Below are 17,154 nucleotides of genomic sequence, written 5' to 3' on the forward strand. Positions count from 1 at the left end.
CAACATGTCCTACCTGATCGCGGGAAAGCTCAGCCACCTGCCAGCCTCACACTCCCGCACAACATCTGGGGCCGTTCTCGAATGATCGACCCACAGCCCACCCACATGAAACGCGAAATAGCCCAAAAAGGGCATCTGGATGGGTGGGCCGGTGCCGCTGGGATACAACGTGAAAGACCGCAAGCTGATCGTGGATCCGGACGAGGCCGAGGCGGTGCGAACGATCTTCACGCTATACGCGCGGTCAAGTTCCACTGCGCAGGTGGTCCGCGAGTTAGATGCGCGCGCGATCCTCACCAAGACCGGCAGGCCCTACGACAAGACCTCGCTGCTCAAGACGCTGCACAACAAGGTCTATCGCGGCCTCGCGGTGCACAAGGGCACCGCCTATCCCGGCGAACACGACGCGATCATCGACGAGACGCTCTGGGACGAGGTGCATGAGGTGATCGCGAACAACCGGTATCTTAGGAAGGCCGTGGCCCAAGAACCCTCACCGGCGCTGCTGCGCGGGTTGATCTTCACCGAGACCGGCGTGGCGATGACCCCGCATCACACCAAGAAAGGCACGCGCCGTTATCGCTACTATGTCTCGATGGACGTGATCAAGAAGCGGCCCAAGGCCGAGCTGCGCGGGCCGCAGCGGCTGCCGGGCGGCATGGTCGAGGATGCCGTGGTCGGCGAAATCCGTCGCCTGCTGCGCACCCCGGAGGTTGCTGCGAGGGTGTCGCGGACCCTGCGTAAGGATCGGCCAGACCTTGACGAGGCTGATATCAGCGCGTCGCTCACCCAGTTCGACGACATGTGGAAGGCGCTAATCCCGGCCGAACAGGCGCGCGTAGTCAGGCTTCTGGTGGCGCGCGTCACCGCCAGCGACACCGGGCTGGCGGTCGATCTCCGACATGAGGGGCTGGGCGCGATTGCGGCACTCATGGCCCCGACCAAGCCGGAGGTGGCGTGATGGCGGAGCCAGAAACCCTCCGCGTCCACATCCCGCTCACCCTGCGCAATCGCGGCGGCCGCCCGCGCATCCTGCCGCCGAAGGAGATCGAGGTGGCCATGGATCGCGGCCAGGATGCCCGGCTATTACGCGCTATCGGTCGCGCGTGGGCTTGGCGGCGCAGGCTGGAGCGCGGCGACGTCACCACCATCGCCGATCTGGCCAGAGAAGAAGGCATCTCTGACCGCTATGTCAGTCGCGTGATCCGGCTGGCATGGCTCGCGCCATCGGTGTTGGAACGACTGGTCCTGCGGCGCGAGCCCACGGTGCTGGCGATCATCGACCTCTGCGGCGTGGCGGAACGGCCATGGGCCGAGCAACCGGAAAAGGTGTTCGATTGATTTCTGTTGCAGTCAGGTCAAAAATGTTGGTCGCGAGAAATCTCGGATCCAGCTAAGGTTCCTCCACATTTCTGGAGACTTCCCCCCATGAAGATCGGTCAATTCGTCAAGCGCAATGCTGCTGCAATTTTTCAATACTGCGAAACAAGCGATCCTTCGGAGTTTGCCCGTCTTCAGGATCCTAAGTATTCAAAAGAAATCTTCGACATCAACTATCCCTTCTGCAAGCCCGTGTCGAAAATTGCACCTGAGGAGCACGTGCGGTTTTATAACGCCACGCACGAAGTTCACGGCGTCCCGGTGCGGGTAACAAGTCAATGGTTCAACCCTCCAACCAGCAAGAGCCTTCCCCTCTTTCGCCAATATCTGGCAAAGCGAGAGATCGCCCATGACTTCAACCCACAGCCGGACTCACCCCCGGTTGAAGCCAAAGAACGGGCGGCTCGTGGGCGTTACCGCGGTAGTGCCATCGGCATCGCTCAGAACGCTTTTGTCCGACACCTTCTCGGCCGCATTGGAGACGAACAGTTCAATGCCGACCAGTGGCAGGAAGTTATTTCCGATTTCGACCAACGCTGTGCCTATTGTGGTGCAGCGGGGGATCTGGTGATGGAACACGTCATTCCGATCAACCGCACGTCCCTTGGCGAACACCGCCTCGGCAATCTCGTTCCGGCTTGCCGATCATGTAACGCTGTAAAAGCCGACCAAGACTATCGCGATTTCCTCGCTCAGGAAACGGACAAGATTGCAGCGATTGAAGCTCATATGGCGAAACATGACTATTTGCCGATAGGGGAAAACCAGAGGCTCAGGCAGATTATCGAACTCGCTCACCAAGACGTGCGCCAGCTTGCAGATCGCTACGCGGCGATAGTCGACACCATGCTGGGGGACCAAGAAGACAAAGCATGAGTATTCCTTGGGGGAATGAGATGCGAACCCACCCAAGAAGTCCGCCAGCTTCCGCTGGAATCCCGAGCAACGCGCCTACTGCGTGTTCTGTCTATGTGGCCATCGATATCGTTCGGAACGCGCGTTTGGGTTTTGGCGGGGTTTAGAAGCAGGTCATTGAAAAGTCGCGTTAAAAAAGGACCGAACCGAAATGGTCGAGGTTCGCCCAAACTGAGACTGAGGGCCATTCTGAGCCCAGCTTTGGCCAGACGGCGCGCTTATGAGGTTCGGTCGGTTCACGCAAGCCCCTTTGATAACACGCAAAAATCCGTGCCCGTCAGGGCAGTGTTACTGGTTCGCAATGGGGATAATGGCGGAGGGAACGCGACTGACGTCGAACCTTCTCCACCCCCTAAGCCATTGAACTTATTACATCCAAAGATAGTTCGCCATGCCGCGCTCCCTCAGAATATCGGCTACCGCGTGACTTGCGGGAAACGCGGCAGGACGCGAGGCCATCGTTGCTCATTTGATCGAGGTCAACGCTGATTTCTTGAGAATGTCCTAGAATCGGTATGTATTTTCTCATTCACTTGGAGGGCTGGTGATGAGCCTCGCATCACACACAGAAAGACCGCACCGCATACCTTCAATCGCATTCTTCGGCTTTCTGGCCGTGACGTTCCTGATCACATGGGGGCTGATCGGATTCTACGTTCTCGCACCGGAAACCGCCACCGCCCGGTTCGGCGAAATCAGCGGCTCGCACCCGTTCTTCTTTCTTGCAACCTGGGCTCCCGCGATCTCAGCCTTCGGGCTCGTGCTGCTCTACACAGGGACTTCGGGTGTGCGCGCCTTTGTGTCCCGCCTGTTTCTCTGGCGCGTTTCGACCGGTTGGGTGGTCTTCATCCTGATCGTCGTTCCTCTGGTCTTCATCGCGGGCTCGCTGATCAAGGGCGGCCCGGTTCTCGCGCCGATCCCACCCGAGGGCACGGGTGCGATGGTGGCAATACTGTTCATGATGCTGATGCTAGGCCCGATCGAGGAGTTCGGCTGGCGCGGCGTGGCCCAGCCGATCCTGCAGCGGCACATGGCGCCGATCTGGGCCGGGATACTGATCGGGATGATCTGGGGCTTCTGGCATCTGCCCGCCTTCTTCCTTGCCGGGACGGTCTTTGCTGGGTGGAACTTTCTGCCATTCTTTATCGGCAACATCGTCCTTGCGGTTCTGGTCACGCCGATCTTCAACTCCGCGCGCGGTAGCCTGCTCTGGCCGATGCTGTTTCACTGGCAGTTGATCAACCCGTTCTGGCCAGATGCGCAGCCTTGGGACACGATCATCCTCGTCGGCGTCGCCGTTGTCGTGGTGTGGTGGAATCGCGACACGATGTTCACCCGTGAGCGCGCCGTGACCGAGGTCGTGCCGCCATTGTCGGGCTCCGTCTCTCGACCGGCGGTGTAAAAGTCGTGGATGTCCGCGTTCTCATCGCCACCGCGATTGCCTGTATCGGGATATCGGCCCCGCTTGCAGCGCAAGACAGGTCCGCGCTTTCGGTGCAATTGGAAACCACGCTCGGGGACTTCCACGGCCGCTATGCCTTTCCCGGCGCAACGGCAGCGATCGCCTTGCCCGATGGGACGGTCGCTGTGGCGGCAGTGGGTCTGGCGGATGTCGAGTCCGGGCGCGCGATGACGCCTGATGCACGCATGCTGGCGGCAAGCATCGGCAAGACCTTCGTCGCCGCGGCTGTGCTGGCGCTGGAGAGCGAGGGGGTGCTCGCACAGTCGGATCTCTTGGCCATTCATCTCGGGGATCGCCCCTGGTTTGCCGCCCTGCCCAATGCGCAGACGATGACCATCGCACACCTCTTGCGCCATCAGGCCGGGTTACCCGATCATCCGCACTTGCCGGAATTTGAGGCAGCCGCTGCGGCGCGGATCGCTGAAGCTGGCGATGCATTCACGCCGGAGCAGATTTTGGGCTTCGTCGCGGGTCGCGCGCCGTTGTTCGAGCCCGGCACAGCCTGGGCCTATAGTGACACCGGCTACATCCTTCTTGGTCTGGTCATCGAGGAGGTGAGTGGGCGCTCCTATTACGATGTGGTGCAGGCGACGTTTCTGGGTCCGCTGGACCTACCCGACACGATCCCATCCGATCGGCGCGAAATTCCGGGCCTCGCGGTCGGCTACGCGGTCCCGGGCAATCCCTTTGGCCTGCCGGAGCGCACGGCAGATGCGGATGGTCGGCTGGTCTGGGACGTGTCCGTGGAATGGACCGGCGGCGGGCTGGCCTCGACCTCTCATGACCTGGCGCGTTGGGGGCATGCGCTGTTCGGTGGCACGGCGATGGACGCCCCCTACCTGGACCGCCTGCTTGACGGGGTGCCGGTTTCGCCGGACGCACCGGGCATTTTCTATGGCGCAGGCGTCGCAATCTATGCCGACACGCCCCGCGGCCCGGTCTACGGCCATGGCGGCTGGATCCCGGCCTATGTCTCCAGCCTGCGCCACTATGCCGATCATGGCGTGACCGTCGCCTTCCAGATCAACACCGATGCGGGCATCGTGGATGACAGCAGCGATCTGGTGGCGGCACTTGAGGCGGCGCTGGCCGATCTCGCGATTGGGGCGTTTCAATGATCCCTCGCCGGATTGTCTTAACCGGGTTGGGCGGCCTCGCTGTCGCAACTGCGGCCTACTTCGTCGGAGCATTCCGCGCGGCGAAGGTCTCGACAGACGTGCGGCTAGCAATGCGCAGCAATGTCATCAAAACGAGCGCCGGTGCGCTGGAATATGCCGTCGCAGGGCGCGGCCCGCCACTGATGATGATCCACGGCACCGGCGGCGGGTTCGATCAGGGCTTGCTCTTTGCCCATGGGCTGCGCGAGGCCGGGATGCAGATCGTCGCACCGTCGCGTTTCGGTTATCTGCGCAGCGCCTTTCCCGACGATGCATCGCCCGCACATCAGGCGGATGTTCTTGCAGACCTGCTCGACCACCTCGGGATCGACCGGCTTGCCGTCGCCGGGGGATCGGCTGGTGCATCAACAGCGGCGGAATTCGCGCTGCGCCATCCGGACCGTTGTTCGGCACTGATCTTGATTGTTCCGGCGGCCAACCTGACCGGGCGCGACCCCGTGGAGTTCACTGCGCTTCAGCGGTTTGTGGTCGAGACGGTGCTGAATTCGGATGCCTGGTTCTGGGCACTTGCCGCGTTGGCACCGAACCAGTTGATCCGGACACTGCTGGCGACCGATCCGGCGCTGCTGGACCGGGTCTCGGCACAGGAACGTCACCGAGCCCGGCTGATCCTCGATGGCCTGATGCCGATCAGCCTCAAGGGCGATGGGCTGCGCAATGATGGGTTCTGGTCAGGAACCCCGTCGCCGACCGCCTTCGAGCAAATCACCGTTCCGACGTTGATCCTGTCCTGCGAGGATGATCTGTTTGGCACGGCGGACACGGCACGGCTGCTGGTCGAGCGCATCCCGGACGCAGAGCTTACCATCTACCTGACCGGCGGGCACCTCTGGCTAGGGCGCGACCCTGAGGTGGCGGAACGGATCTCGGATTTCATCCGGGAAACCGCGACCGGATCCATTTCGGGGGAAAATCAATGAGGAAGAAGGCAATGATTTGGACTATCGTCATATTCTCCGTTTTGGCTGTGGGACTGGCTGTCGTGATATGGACGACCAGTCTGCCAAGGGCATTCGAAGCCCGCAGGGCCGAGGCGATGGCGGCGCCGCGCGAGAAGACAAAGCTTCTGACCGAGGCCGATATCGCCCATTTGCCGCCGCCTGTCCGGCGATACATTGCCTTGACGGGCTCGATCGGGCGACCGGTTGTCACGGAGATCACGATGCATTTTGACGCCGTGATGTTCGATGCCCCTGACGCACCCGGCATGACGGGGCCGGTGGTGCAATAGGAACGGTTCGACACGCCCGAGAGGCTTTTCCTGATGACGACTCGTATGAAGGGGCTGCCCGTGGCCGTGCTGCATCACTTTAACCGCGATCATGCGACGATGCGGGTGCGGCTGACTGGGCTTTTTAACGTCGTCGATATCAGCGGGCCGGAGCTGACCCGGACCGAGACAATCACGATTCTGAACGACCTGTGTTTCTACGCGCCCTCGCGCCTGATAGATCCTCGGCTCACCTGGGCCGAGATTGACGACACTCGTGCCCGCGTCACCTTTGCGCTTGGCCCCAATTCCGTGTCAGCAGAGCTAGTCTTCAATGCCGCCGGGGAACTTGTGGATTTCGTCTCGGATGACCGGGGAATGCTTGAAAAGGACGGCAACATGCGCATCCTGCGCTGGAGCACGCCGCTTGGGCACTATCGCGAATTCGACGGCTGGCGCGTGGCAAGCGAAGGCGACGCCATCTGGCACCTGCCCGAAGGGCCTTACACCTACGGCCACTTGCGCCTCACGGACTACGAGGCACGATGAGGGTGTCCGGGTGCAACCGCTTCCGCAAGATACCATCACCCGCCGCGCCGATGCAGACGACACCGCATGCACCATGCGACGTGGCTATGTTGAAAGCCCTATTATGTTTGGAGCACGAATATGAGACCGTTCATCTACTCGATCGCCATCGCCGCCTCCGCCCTGCCGGACCGCGCCGCGTCTGATGCATTTCTGACGAACGTCACGCTTGTCGATATCGAGACCGGAGCACTCTCCGAAGGGCAATCCGTGCTGATCGAAGATAACCGCATTGCAGATATCGGCCGGGACCTTTCCGCTCCGATCGGCTTTTCCCGGTACGAAGGTGGCGGCGCATATTTGATTCCCGGCCTTTGGGACAGCCACGTTCATATCTTCTCAAGCGCCACCGAACCCGACACGGCGTTGCCGCTTTACCTGATCAACGGCGTCACAGGTATCCGGGACATGGGCGCACTCTGGCCTATCGACGCGCAACAGGAGTTGCAGGCGCGGATCGAGGCGGGGGAGGTGCTTGGCCCACGCCTGATCCTGTCGGGCGCATGGGTCGACGCAACTCCGGGGTCGTGGCCGGGCATGTTCCTTGCCGACACACCAGAAGACGCGCGCGCGGTGGTGGACCGGATCGCGGCCGAAGGCTGGGCGGCGGTGAAGTCCTATTCGATGCTGGACGAGCCGACCTATCTCGCTCTGGCCGAGGCGGCGCATGAATACGATCTGCCGCTTGTCGGCCACATCCCCGAGCGCGTGGCACTTGGCACCGCCATCGACGCGGGCCAGGACGGGATGGAGCATTTCGGGCGGGTCGCCATGGCTTGCGCGACGGGCGAAGAGCGAATGCTGGAGGATGTGCGGCGCGTCATGGCGAACGGTGCCGATCAGGCGGCCATCTTTGAGGTTATGGCGGGGCAGAACCGGGTTATCCTGGAAACATGGGATCAGGCGCTGTGAGACGAGATGCTTGCACGTCTTGCCGCATCTGGGATGCACGTCAGCCCGACTCTCGTGGTCGCCGATTTCTACACCGGCAACTGGCCCGCCCCGGACGCCCCGCGTATGCGGATGATCCCGGCCGAAGTGCGCGAAGCCTGGGGCCGACCGGATTTCCGGCTGGAGGCGATGACGGATGAGGTGCGTGATCTGGCCGCGGAGTCTATCGCGCTTGACCGGCGCACATTCCTGATGACCCACAGGGCGGGTGTGCCAATCCTTGCATCCACCGATGCGTCCTTCGCCAACCCCTATCTGTTCCATGGGTTTTCGCTGCTGGATGAGCTGGACCTTTATGTCGAAATCGGCCTGACCCCGCGTGAGGCGCTCTACACCGCAACTGTTGCGCCGCCCCGGTTTTTCGGGCTGTCCGACCAGGACGGCACCATCGCACCGGGCCGCCAGGCCGACCTGGTTTTGCTCGACGCCAATCCGCTGGAAAGCCTCGCGACGCTGCGCCGCCCGCGTGCGGTAATCGTCGGTGGCGTTGTCCTTGACCGGGCGGCTCTGGACGCGCTTGAGGCGACGCTTCTGTCCGAGGGGGAGTAGGTGTGTGGCCCATCCGGACAGACGCGCGACATGCGCACGGTCATCACCGGCATCTTCTTGCCGGTCTGGCGCATGCGGGCCTATACAGTGATGGACAAGATCAATGTCTGGCGCGGCAAGCTCTGGTCGCGGCCCTTCTTCTGGGAGAACCTGCTGAGGGATGATCTGGCGGCGCGCCTGACTGACTTCGATCTACCTTTACCGCACCTATTTCGACCTGGTCAATGCGCCGGTGAGAGGCCTCTACACGTTCGAAAATTCCGCCCACAGCCCGCCCTTCGAAGAGCCCGGAGGGCCACAGCAATCCTTTTGCAGGTTGTCTTGCAAGAGACGAACACGCTGACAGACGCGGATTGAGGGGAGCCTTCGAGGAACAAAATGACCCATCAATCCTTGCTTTTCATTGCCATCATTGGCGCTTTTTCGATCAGCTCGGTCGTGGTGGGAGCGACTGCCTCAGACCGTCTCAGCGATACTGTACAGGCACGCATGGCAAGTGACGGCGTGCCGGGGGTTGTCGTCACCGTGTTGGAGAACGGCGCGCCGGTCTGGACCCGCGCCTTCGGCTACGCTGATCCTGCCACCGGGCGCGAGATGACGGTGGATGCGCTGTTCCGGGTCGAGTCGATCTCCAAGCCCGTCACTGCATGGGGCGCGATGCGGCTGGCCGAGACCGGGCGCCTCGATCTCGATGCTCCGATCACCGATTGTCTTACGAGCTGGCAGCCGCCCGAGAGCACGCCGCCGCTGACGTCCCGGCAGCTTCTGTCGCACAGCGCCGGAATCGGTCTTGGCGACTTCGCAGCCCGCTTTGCACCGGATGAACCAAGGCCCGAACTGGCAGAGCATCTGGCAGAGGATTTCGAAATTATTGCCGCCCCCTCAGCCGCGTTCGCCTATTCCGACACCGGCTTCAATCTGCTGGAGTTGGTTATAGAGGACTGCACGGGCGAGGATTTCGCTGTGTTCATGGCGCGCGAGGTCCTTTCCCCCCTCGAGATGGAACGCGCAGGCTTCGACTGGACCGGGTTCGAGATGCCGCTAGGGCATGACCTGCGCGGGCCGCCCGTCGCACCCTATGTCTATCCAGGCCGCGCTTCGGGCGGGCTGTTTGCAACGGCGGGCCATGTGGCGCGCTTCGCCGCAGCCGGGATGGCGGGCGCGGATCAACCGGTGCTTTCGGCGCAGGGTGTTGCGGCACTTCACCGATCAGTTGTTGCGGTAGACGGCCTCTTTGGCTTTGCGGCGGACGGCTACGCCCTCGGCCATTTCACCGAGACCCTTTCGGATGGGAGGCAGTCGGTTTGGCACGGCGGACAGGGCTACGGCTGGATGACCCATCTGCATCTGGTGCCCGAGACCGGAGACGGGATCGTGATCCTGTCAAACAGCCAACGCGCCTGGCCGCTGTTCGCCGCGGTACTGCGGGTCTGGTCCGAGAGCCTCGGCGTGCAGCCTGTGGGGATAACCCGCATCCTTTGGGCCGAAACCGCGGCGCGGGTCGCCATCGCGCTGCTGCTGGCCGGGGCGCTGCTTGCGCTTGGGGCCGTGTTCTGGCGTTGGCGGCGCGGCCCGACATGGCGCGGCGCGGCGGCGCTGGCGGGGGCCGCAGGCGTCGGTTGGCCGCTCTGGGCGCAGGCGCAGGACTACCTCTTCATCTTCTCGATCCTCCCCGGCCTCTGGCTCTGGCTCGCCGCTGCGTCCGGGGTGGCTGGCCTCTGCCTGGCCATGTTCGCAATCGCGCCCGGCCGGACGACCGCAGCAATATCGGACCAAGGATAGACATTACCAGAACGATCACGACAACATCAAAGGAGTGGATAGATGACTGAATACAAAATGGTAACCGTCGAACCCGCCGCTTACCTCTATGAGGAACGGACCTGCAGCATGGACCCGAAATGCATCAGCGAGGCCATGGGGTCGGCATTCCAGTCGGTCGCGAGTTTCATCGCGGACAAAGAAATCACGAGTGCGGGCAATCCCCTAGCGGTCTATGTCACCTTTGACCCGGACAAGATGCCGTTTCGCGCAGGTTTTGTGGTCTCTGAGGAGGATGCAAGGAAGGCCAAGGGCGATGTGAAGTGTGATGTCCTGCCTGATGGTGATGTCCTGAATTTCGTACACAGGGGCCCTTACGCAATGCTCCGTGACAGCTATGTCGCGATGATGAAACATCTTGAGGTGAAGGGCATGTCTGTCGGCATGCCAAGTTGGGAGATTTATCTCAATGACCCATCGACGGTGGCATCCGAAGCGGACCTCGAGACCGATGTCTATGTAACGGTCGCATAGCGCACTGGCACTGGTGGCACCCAAACTTCCCCGGCGGGGCGGCGGTCGCCGAGCCGCCTATCGCCGTGCCGCGTGCCAATTGGATCGCAGATGCAGCGCCGCTGCCAAGGCGACCGCCGTAAGCAGAAACTGAAACACGGTCTCGACCTCGGCAGATCGTGGCAGGACCTCTCCAGCGGCGTTGATCATGAAATGGAACACCACCATCAACAGGAGCGATCTGTCGGATGCCAGATAACCCCATGTCATAATGAGGGTTTTCATCAGGATCGACCAAAGGAAAAGCCACAGGACGGGTGGCCCGCCGAAGTCATCGTAGTATCCGTCCATTGCAAGCAGCGGCAGATGCCAAGCGCCCCATGCTGCTCCCAGGATGATCGACGCCACCACAGGGTCATGCCGGACGAGCAGCGCGTCGAGCCCGTAGCCGCGCCATCCGATCTCTTCCGGCAGCGGTCCGAGCAGAAAGATGAACGCGGCGTATCCGAGGGCCGCGGGCCAGGTGGCACCGGGAAGGGCAAGCGTGGGGCCGGTGCCACCACCGAGCATCAGGAGACCGTGCGCAAGAAGCGAAAGCGCCGGGATCAGCAGGAGTGTCGCCGCCCAGAGCCAGAGCGGTGCGCGACCGGGCTGCACCAGCCGCTGCCAGAGATCGCGCAAGCCTCGACCGGCGCTGTGTCGGTGCTGGAACCAGAGCCCGGCAAGGAGCGGGCCGACACCACCCAGGTAGATGAGCCATCGCCCCTTGCCGCTCCAGGGTTCGAGCCCGGTCAAGGCGGGCACCGACCAGAATGCCCATGTCCAGGCCAGTGCCGTGGCGAGAAACGCGAACGGCCGGTAGGCCGCAACGCTCATTGCGCCTGGCCCCGAAGGCGATCGCCGCGCACAAGAAAACGCCCATCAATGCGGATGGCCAGCGGGTCGCCCGAGATCGACGGCGCGCCTTCGGGTGCCGGGCGTTGTGCGTGGATATGCAGATGCGGCTCGGTCGAGGCGCCGGAATTGCCAACCTCGCCCAGCCGGTGGCCGACCTCTATCCGGTCGCCCGCCACGACCGCGATGCTGCCTTGTCGCATGTGCGCGAAAACGATCTCGGCCCCGCCACAGCGCAGAATGACATGGTTGCCGAGCCGGTTGACCTGATCGCTTTCGAGCACTTCAAAATCTGGCATGTCCGCCCTTGCGGCGGCCACCACCCCTGCACAGGGCGCGCGAAGCTCTGCCCCGAAAATCGCATAGGCCGCCGGGTCAGCGGGCTGCCAACCGCGGGCGCGCAGGCCCCAGGCGCCAAGTCCGAAGAAGTCCACTGCGTAGGATTGCCCGCGCCAGGGGCGGAACCGCTCGACGCTGGCATCCAGCGTCCGCATATGGCCGTTGACCAGAGTGTTGGATCCACCGTGCCCCACAAGATAGCGGCCCGGCCCGAAGGGATTGGAAATATCGACGACCTCGACCGGCGGCAGAGCGCGCCCGGAAAGCGCCTTGACCGCGTAGAAGCTGCCGAGCGCCAGAAGACCCGCCGAGACCACCATTGCCGACCACGCCCACGCGCCGTGGGGCAACGGCGGCCGGGCGGGCAGCGCAGACACTTGCCAGGCCACGATGACAAGAAACACACCCGCATATCCCCAAGGCAGCCACCAGACAGGCAGCGCCCATTGGGCGACGCGCGCCAACGCGAACAAAAGTGCCGCAATACCCGCAGCCTGCATCAGCCACCCGACCATAGATCCCGCCTGGAACAGGGCCAGCCACGCGAGCAAGGCCAGAGGCAGGGCGACCTGCACGAGCAGAACCACCGCCATCATGTCGAGACCTTCCAAGAATATGGCTTGCAGGCCGTCATCAGATCGGACCTCCGAAGGCCAGTCCCCAGTGGAGCATGAGTCCGGCCAGACCCACCAGCACAAGCGCGAAGGCAGTGTGATGCAGACGCCGCCACAACCCCCATCCCGGTGCGCGCCAGACGATGAGCAGTGTAGCCACAAGCGCCACGGACACCACGGCCACGACGTCGCCCATGCCAAGAAACACCTCAAACGTGCGTTGCGGCTGGTCGAACAGGAATTCCGACCCCAGCCGCGCCGCCACAAGCCCGACCGCCACCCCCGCAGCAACCAGACCCCAGACCGCAACCGCCCCGGCCAGTGCCACCGCCGCCGCCAGCGTTCCGCCCCGTGATCCGCCGCGCAGCCCGTGCCGCCACAAAAGCCCCAGAAACGTCGTCGTTGCCAGAAGTGCTGCCAACGCAAAACCCGCGCTCAGCCACACAGGGTCCGCCAACCCGCGCAGCCGTTCATGGGTATGCGCCCCGGTCCCGTCGGCAAGGCGCGCGACCTGTCCCTGCGCATCGCGGATCACCGTCACGCGATCGCCCTGCGCGTTCTGCCAAAGGTCGGGCGCGATGGGATCGAACCGCGACGGCATCGGTATTGTGGCCGTCGGCATCAGCAACGCGCCATCCGCCAGCGCGGTCACGTTCAGCGGCGAGAGCGCGACCAAGAGTTGAGCGGGGCCCGAAAACATCCGGCGGTTGGTCAGATAGCGGCCTGCTGCATCCGCAGCGCGCGCGGCGGCATCCGGCACGGGCTGCACGGTGTGAGCCTCGAGCCCGGCCTCGGCGGCAAGTGCGGCGAGGATCATGTTCGGGGCCAGAAAGGGCAGGCTCGCGCCTGTGCCCCCGTTCTGGGAGATGAAGACCCCCGCACCGATTTCGGGAATGAAAACGAGGTTCGAGATGAATTCGTTCACGCCGCCGCCGTGCCCATAGATCATGGTGCCAAAACGTGGTCTGGCCTGAAAGCCATGCGCCATATCCGCCGCGTGCGGTCGGTCGTCGAAAAGCCGTGTTCGCATCTGCGCCATCGTTTCAGTCTGCAACAACCGCGCCCCGTCCAGCGCTCCGTCGCCCATCAGGAACTGCAGGAAACGCGCCATGTCGGCAGCCGTGCTGGCCGTCCCCCCCGCCGGGCCGAACGCGCCGATATCGATGCGGAAGGCTGGATGTGCGATACCACCCTGTATCCGGTAACTGCGTGCCAAGGGCGGCTGATCCGGCTGTCGCAGGCGTTCGGCCAGTGTGGTTTCGTCCATGCCCAGCGGATCGAGGATGCGCTCCTGCACGAAATCCTCCCATGGCTGGCCAGAGACCTCCTCGACGATATGCCCCGCCAGTGCGGCACCCCAGTTCGAGTAGGACGTGACTTCCCCGCGCGCGAACACCTGCTCGGGAGCCGCAGCCGCAAGCGCCTGCGCACGGGGCAAGGCGGCGATGTCCTGGTCAAAGATCGCATAGCTTTCAGCAAAGCCAGCCCGGTGGCTCATCAGATGTGCAAGGGTCAGCGGCTCACTACCCGGCATCGCGAAGGTCGGCAGATAGCCCGACACATCTGCGCGCAGATCCAGTCTGCCTTCCTCGACCAGCATCATGACTGCGACCCAGGTAAAAAGCTTGGTGATCGAGCCGATCTCGAAGCGCACGTCGTCGGGAGTGACGGGCGTCCGATCGTCCAGATCGGCGACGCCATAGCCCCGCAACACCACCTCCTCACCGCTTACGACCGCCGCAATTGCGCCCGGAACCTGTTCGCTTGTCATGAACCCTTGGGCGAGCCCGTCCAACCGCGCGGCCAGCGCAGATACGGTGCTGTCTTGCTGTGCCGATACGCTTCCTGTGAAGGCGCAACAGATTGCAGCAGCCACGATGGTTTGGGTGAAAGACCGCCGACCTGCATTTACAGCCCGCCGTGCGATACAGGCTGCGGTATCTCGGCGCCCAGAACGCAGACAGGTTGCAAATCGAGCGATCATGGCTCACGCCGTGGAAATCGTATCTCGGTGACGTCAGCGAGAAAGAAGGGGAAATAATCATCGGTGCCGAACATATTCCCGGCCTCAACGCGGAACGGCAGGCGATAGCCCTCAACGTCCCTGAAGTCCGACATGGTGGCCCCGAACGGCTGCAGACGGTGGACCTTTTCGGGGTTGGCATTGCTCCAACGCTGAAAGGTGACTTCGAAAGGCCGCCCCTCTTCATCCACGGTCACGTCGACCGCCTGCTCCAGGTCTGTGTGCCGGATCGTCACCCGCGCAGTGTCCTCGCCCAACGCGTTCCAGGTTATACCGGGACCCGGCAGGAGGGCGGCCGGAGCCCAGATCACCGCCTCTGCCGCATAGCGCCCAAAGGCGGAACGGGTATGATCCGGATCACCACCAAGACGCCCCACCGGGATCAGTCCGAATATCCGAAACCGCGTCCAACTGCCGGAGTCTGATCCCGAGACGGGCATGCCGCCTCTGGTGCGCATCGCCCAGACGAACCCTTCGGGCGCTGCAAGTATCTGGCGGGCTTCCATCGGCTGATAGCGCGGATCGTCCTTGGTTCCGAGGCTGAACTGGCCGGTCATGTCGATCTCGGCGACCGGCAAAAGTGGAGTGCCCGGCCGGATCATGTAGGTAAAATACCGCGCCGCCGGCTCGGGCAGGTCAGAAACCATGCCCGGTTCGAACAGCTCTGGCGCGGTCGGTTGGATGGACGTCAGTCTGTCCCATTCTGCGCGATCGGCCCGCCGATCTGAAAGCGCAAGAAGCGCCAAAGCGCATGCGCCAAGAAGAATCGCGAGTAGAAGAGCAACGATGAAGTTCATTTTTACTGGCAATCCTGAGCTTCGCGGTTCCTTTTTTAATGAGAAAAAGTATGCAGCGTTATGACATAGGTCAATTTTCAGGGCGAGTCTGGATGTCGGGCCGCTTTTTGGCTCGATCGCAATCAATCACTTACACACGCTCGCGCCTGCTCCCGCAGGACCGCATAATCCCCCATCATCGCCACGACGACCGATCCGTCCGGCAACAGCAGCAATTCCACCGCCGCCCGCGCCTGCACCTCCCGACTATATTCCACGACCGGCGGACATGCCGCCACGCCACCCGTTTCAAAACCCACCCCCGCGCAGCCGGTCAACCAGCTCGTCACGATTACGAGGACGGCGAGCCGCCGCTTCCAGCATTCGGCGTTGTACGTCATTGGCTTTCTCCGTGGACTCTAAACGTTCAGCAATCCGCCCCGTTCGCTCTCCAGCGCGGCGGATCGATAGCAGGAACAGCAGGATGGCAAAGGCAATGGCTCCGTAGCGCAGCGCTGCCCGCGCCCATGGGCTGGCGATAATCCCACCGAACAACGCCCCGATCATCGCTGCCCCCGCTTCCAGTCATCGAGCCGCGCATAGACCGTGACCGCGATGCCCACGAAGGCCACGGCGATGAACACCCAGCGTAGCGTATCCAGATACGGCACCAGCGGCAGGATCGCCCCTTGGGTCTCGGCCAGGATGTCCTGCGCCACCTCGACGCCCGCCGCACCCAGCGTCGCCACGCCAGCCGCGCCGCCTCCCTTCATGGTGCGGCTCTCGGCCAGCACTTCGCGTGCAGGCGGAGTCTCCGATGCGAAGGCAGTCGCCCGGACCGGGAACCGCTCGCCCCACTGCCGTGCGGGGCCGAGATCGACATGGATGAACCCCGATCGCGGATAGAAGCCGAAGCCGAGGAACCCGACCTCCCGCGCCGCCGCCTCGAAGGCCACCGGGTCGTGGTTCGCCATGGCGATGTCGAAGGCGGCGCCGTCGAGGTGCTTCGACCGGGTCGCGCCGCCGACGGCGCGATTGTGTTCCGGGCTGCGATAGGCGGAACGCACGATCAGCGGCTTGCCCAGCCGGTCGCGTAGCGCTTGCAGCTTGTCGAGCGCGGGTTCGTTGACCAGCAGCTTGCCGGTGCCCCGGCAGGCGATCTCGGCGGGGGAGAAGTTGGCCCAGCGCCAGCTGCTCTCAGGCACGTCGCGCCAATGGCGGTGGAATGTCGTCGTCATAGGTTTCCTCCAAAACGAAAAACCCGCCTCGAGGGCGGGTGCGGGTGAGCTGATGGTTTGGGATGGTGCGCGGCTACGGGCCGCCGCCGAAGATCTTCAGCTTGATGGCGATGCCCGCCAGCAGCGCCAGCATGACGCCGGTGGTGATCATGCGGACGGCGGTCTGCATGGCGGTGCGGCGCACCAGCCGGATGCAGTCGACAAGGGAGCGCAAATCGCGGATGTCGAGCGCGGCCTCGTCGCCGTCGAGCCCGACATCGGCCAGCGCACGCTTTGCGCCTTCTTCCGCCGCCCGCGTCAGGATCGCCTCGAACTCGGCGTCGGGCATGCGCACGAAGCCCTCGGATCGGGGTGGGTTCATCGGGTCCTCCTTCCGCAGCTCAGCCAATCTTGCAGCCCCAGAAGGACGTGTGGTCGGCGGCGAAATAGCCGTCTGCCGCGCGGAAGGTGCCCTGCAGCTCGACCGTGTCGCCCGAGGTAAGGACGGCCATCGTCTGCAGCCAGAGCGCCGTCGATTCAGAGACGTGCGCCCCTGAGATCTCTCCGGCCGAGCCCCGCATCTCGGTCGTCCCGTTCAGCACGAGCCGTCCGCGCATGCGTGCGTTCGTGCTGGAATTGATCTTGTAGAGCAGCGTCGCGCCGAAGAGGTAGGTGCCGGCCACAGGCGTCACGAAGCGATTGTTAGCGGCGTCGAAGGCGGCCTGATCGTTGTAGTCGGTATTGTTGATCCCGATCTTCGTCCAGGTGTCGATGCCGACATAGT

General features: G+C 63.3%; 19 protein-coding genes and 1 pseudogene. 12 read left to right on the forward strand and 8 right to left on the reverse strand.

The annotated features are described in order from the left end of the window. Positions 1-139 precede the first annotated feature (139 nt). From ROA7023_RS21585 to ROA7023_RS21645, 12 genes and pseudogenes are all read left to right on the forward strand, one after another. The gene (locus tag ROA7023_RS21585) at positions 140-961 is read left to right on the forward strand and encodes a recombinase family protein (RefSeq protein WP_085881051.1); all 822 of its coding nucleotides are present in this window, start codon (positions 140-142) and stop codon (positions 959-961) included. Continuing rightward, entirely contained in the window at positions 961-1,341 is a 381-nt protein-coding gene (locus ROA7023_RS21590; protein ID WP_085881052.1) for a hypothetical protein, read from the forward strand. The genes ROA7023_RS21585 and ROA7023_RS21590 overlap by 1 nt, the downstream gene beginning before the upstream one ends. An 87-nt stretch (positions 1,342-1,428) precedes the next feature. Then, entirely contained in the window at positions 1,429-2,256 is an 828-nt protein-coding gene (locus ROA7023_RS21595) for an HNH endonuclease (protein ID WP_085881053.1), read from the forward strand. A gap of 586 nt (positions 2,257-2,842) precedes the next feature. Continuing rightward, complete coding sequence (locus ROA7023_RS21600) at positions 2,843-3,697, forward strand: CPBP family intramembrane glutamic endopeptidase (protein WP_085881054.1); 855 nt, start codon at positions 2,843-2,845, stop codon at positions 3,695-3,697. Between the two features lie 5 nt (positions 3,698-3,702). Next, positions 3,703-4,875, forward strand: a complete 1,173-nt coding sequence (locus tag ROA7023_RS21605; protein WP_234992394.1) for a serine hydrolase domain-containing protein — start codon at positions 3,703-3,705, stop codon at positions 4,873-4,875. A gap of 110 nt (positions 4,876-4,985) precedes the next feature. Beyond that, the gene (locus ROA7023_RS21610; RefSeq protein ID WP_159458634.1) at positions 4,986-5,855 is read left to right on the forward strand and encodes an alpha/beta fold hydrolase; all 870 of its coding nucleotides are present in this window, start codon (positions 4,986-4,988) and stop codon (positions 5,853-5,855) included. Positions 5,856-5,971: 116 nt separating this feature from the next. Beyond that, positions 5,972-6,694: pseudogene (locus tag ROA7023_RS21620) on the forward strand (DUF6544 family protein). A gap of 120 nt (positions 6,695-6,814) precedes the next feature. After that, the gene (locus ROA7023_RS21625) at positions 6,815-7,645 is read left to right on the forward strand and encodes an amidohydrolase family protein (RefSeq protein ID WP_085881059.1); all 831 of its coding nucleotides are present in this window, start codon (positions 6,815-6,817) and stop codon (positions 7,643-7,645) included. A gap of 6 nt (positions 7,646-7,651) precedes the next feature. Next, a complete protein-coding gene (locus ROA7023_RS21630) occupies positions 7,652-8,233 on the forward strand; it encodes an amidohydrolase family protein (RefSeq protein ID WP_085881060.1) in 582 nt (193 codons plus the stop codon). A 30-nt stretch (positions 8,234-8,263) separates the two neighbouring features. Next, on the forward strand, positions 8,264-8,590 hold the full coding sequence (locus ROA7023_RS21635) for a hypothetical protein (protein WP_085881061.1): 327 nt from the start codon (positions 8,264-8,266) through the stop codon (positions 8,588-8,590). Positions 8,591-8,611: 21 nt separating this feature from the next. Beyond that, entirely contained in the window at positions 8,612-10,015 is a 1,404-nt protein-coding gene (locus tag ROA7023_RS21640; RefSeq protein ID WP_085881062.1) for a serine hydrolase domain-containing protein, read from the forward strand. A gap of 42 nt (positions 10,016-10,057) precedes the next feature. Further along, entirely contained in the window at positions 10,058-10,528 is a 471-nt protein-coding gene (locus ROA7023_RS21645; protein WP_085881063.1) for a GyrI-like domain-containing protein, read from the forward strand. 57 nt (positions 10,529-10,585) lie between these two features. Here the strand turns inward: ROA7023_RS21645 and ROA7023_RS21650 are convergent, their stop codons facing one another. The 8 genes from ROA7023_RS21650 to ROA7023_RS21690 form a co-directional block, all read right to left on the reverse strand. Continuing rightward, on the reverse strand, positions 10,586-11,383 hold the full coding sequence (locus ROA7023_RS21650; RefSeq protein WP_085881064.1) for a CPBP family intramembrane glutamic endopeptidase: 798 nt from the start codon (positions 11,381-11,383) through the stop codon (positions 10,586-10,588). Further along, the gene (locus tag ROA7023_RS21655; protein ID WP_085881065.1) at positions 11,380-12,351 is read right to left on the reverse strand and encodes a M23 family metallopeptidase; all 972 of its coding nucleotides are present in this window, start codon (positions 12,349-12,351) and stop codon (positions 11,380-11,382) included. Before ROA7023_RS21655 ends, ROA7023_RS21650 begins: the two co-directional genes overlap by 4 nt. A 22-nt stretch (positions 12,352-12,373) precedes the next feature. Next, complete coding sequence (locus tag ROA7023_RS21660) at positions 12,374-14,149, reverse strand: serine hydrolase domain-containing protein (protein WP_159458636.1); 1,776 nt, start codon at positions 14,147-14,149, stop codon at positions 12,374-12,376. 185 nt (positions 14,150-14,334) lie between these two features. Next, entirely contained in the window at positions 14,335-15,174 is an 840-nt protein-coding gene (locus ROA7023_RS21665) for a DUF6544 family protein (protein ID WP_085881067.1), read from the reverse strand. A 122-nt stretch (positions 15,175-15,296) separates the two neighbouring features. After that, on the reverse strand, positions 15,297-15,554 hold the full coding sequence (locus ROA7023_RS21670; protein WP_085881068.1) for a hypothetical protein: 258 nt from the start codon (positions 15,552-15,554) through the stop codon (positions 15,297-15,299). A 162-nt stretch (positions 15,555-15,716) separates the two neighbouring features. Continuing rightward, complete coding sequence (locus tag ROA7023_RS21680; protein WP_085881070.1) at positions 15,717-16,391, reverse strand: YcbK family protein; 675 nt, start codon at positions 16,389-16,391, stop codon at positions 15,717-15,719. Positions 16,392-16,464: 73 nt separating this feature from the next. Next, entirely contained in the window at positions 16,465-16,752 is a 288-nt protein-coding gene (locus ROA7023_RS21685) for a DUF6127 family protein (RefSeq protein WP_075784372.1), read from the reverse strand. A gap of 19 nt (positions 16,753-16,771) precedes the next feature. Further along, positions 16,772-17,154 (reverse strand): C1q-like domain-containing protein (locus ROA7023_RS21690; protein WP_442475994.1); only part of this gene is annotated, 383 nt, incomplete at its 5' end.

Origin of the sequence: Roseisalinus antarcticus, assembly GCF_900172355.1 — a bacterium.
Lineage (GTDB): Bacteria > Pseudomonadota > Alphaproteobacteria > Rhodobacterales > Rhodobacteraceae > Oceanicola > Oceanicola antarcticus_A.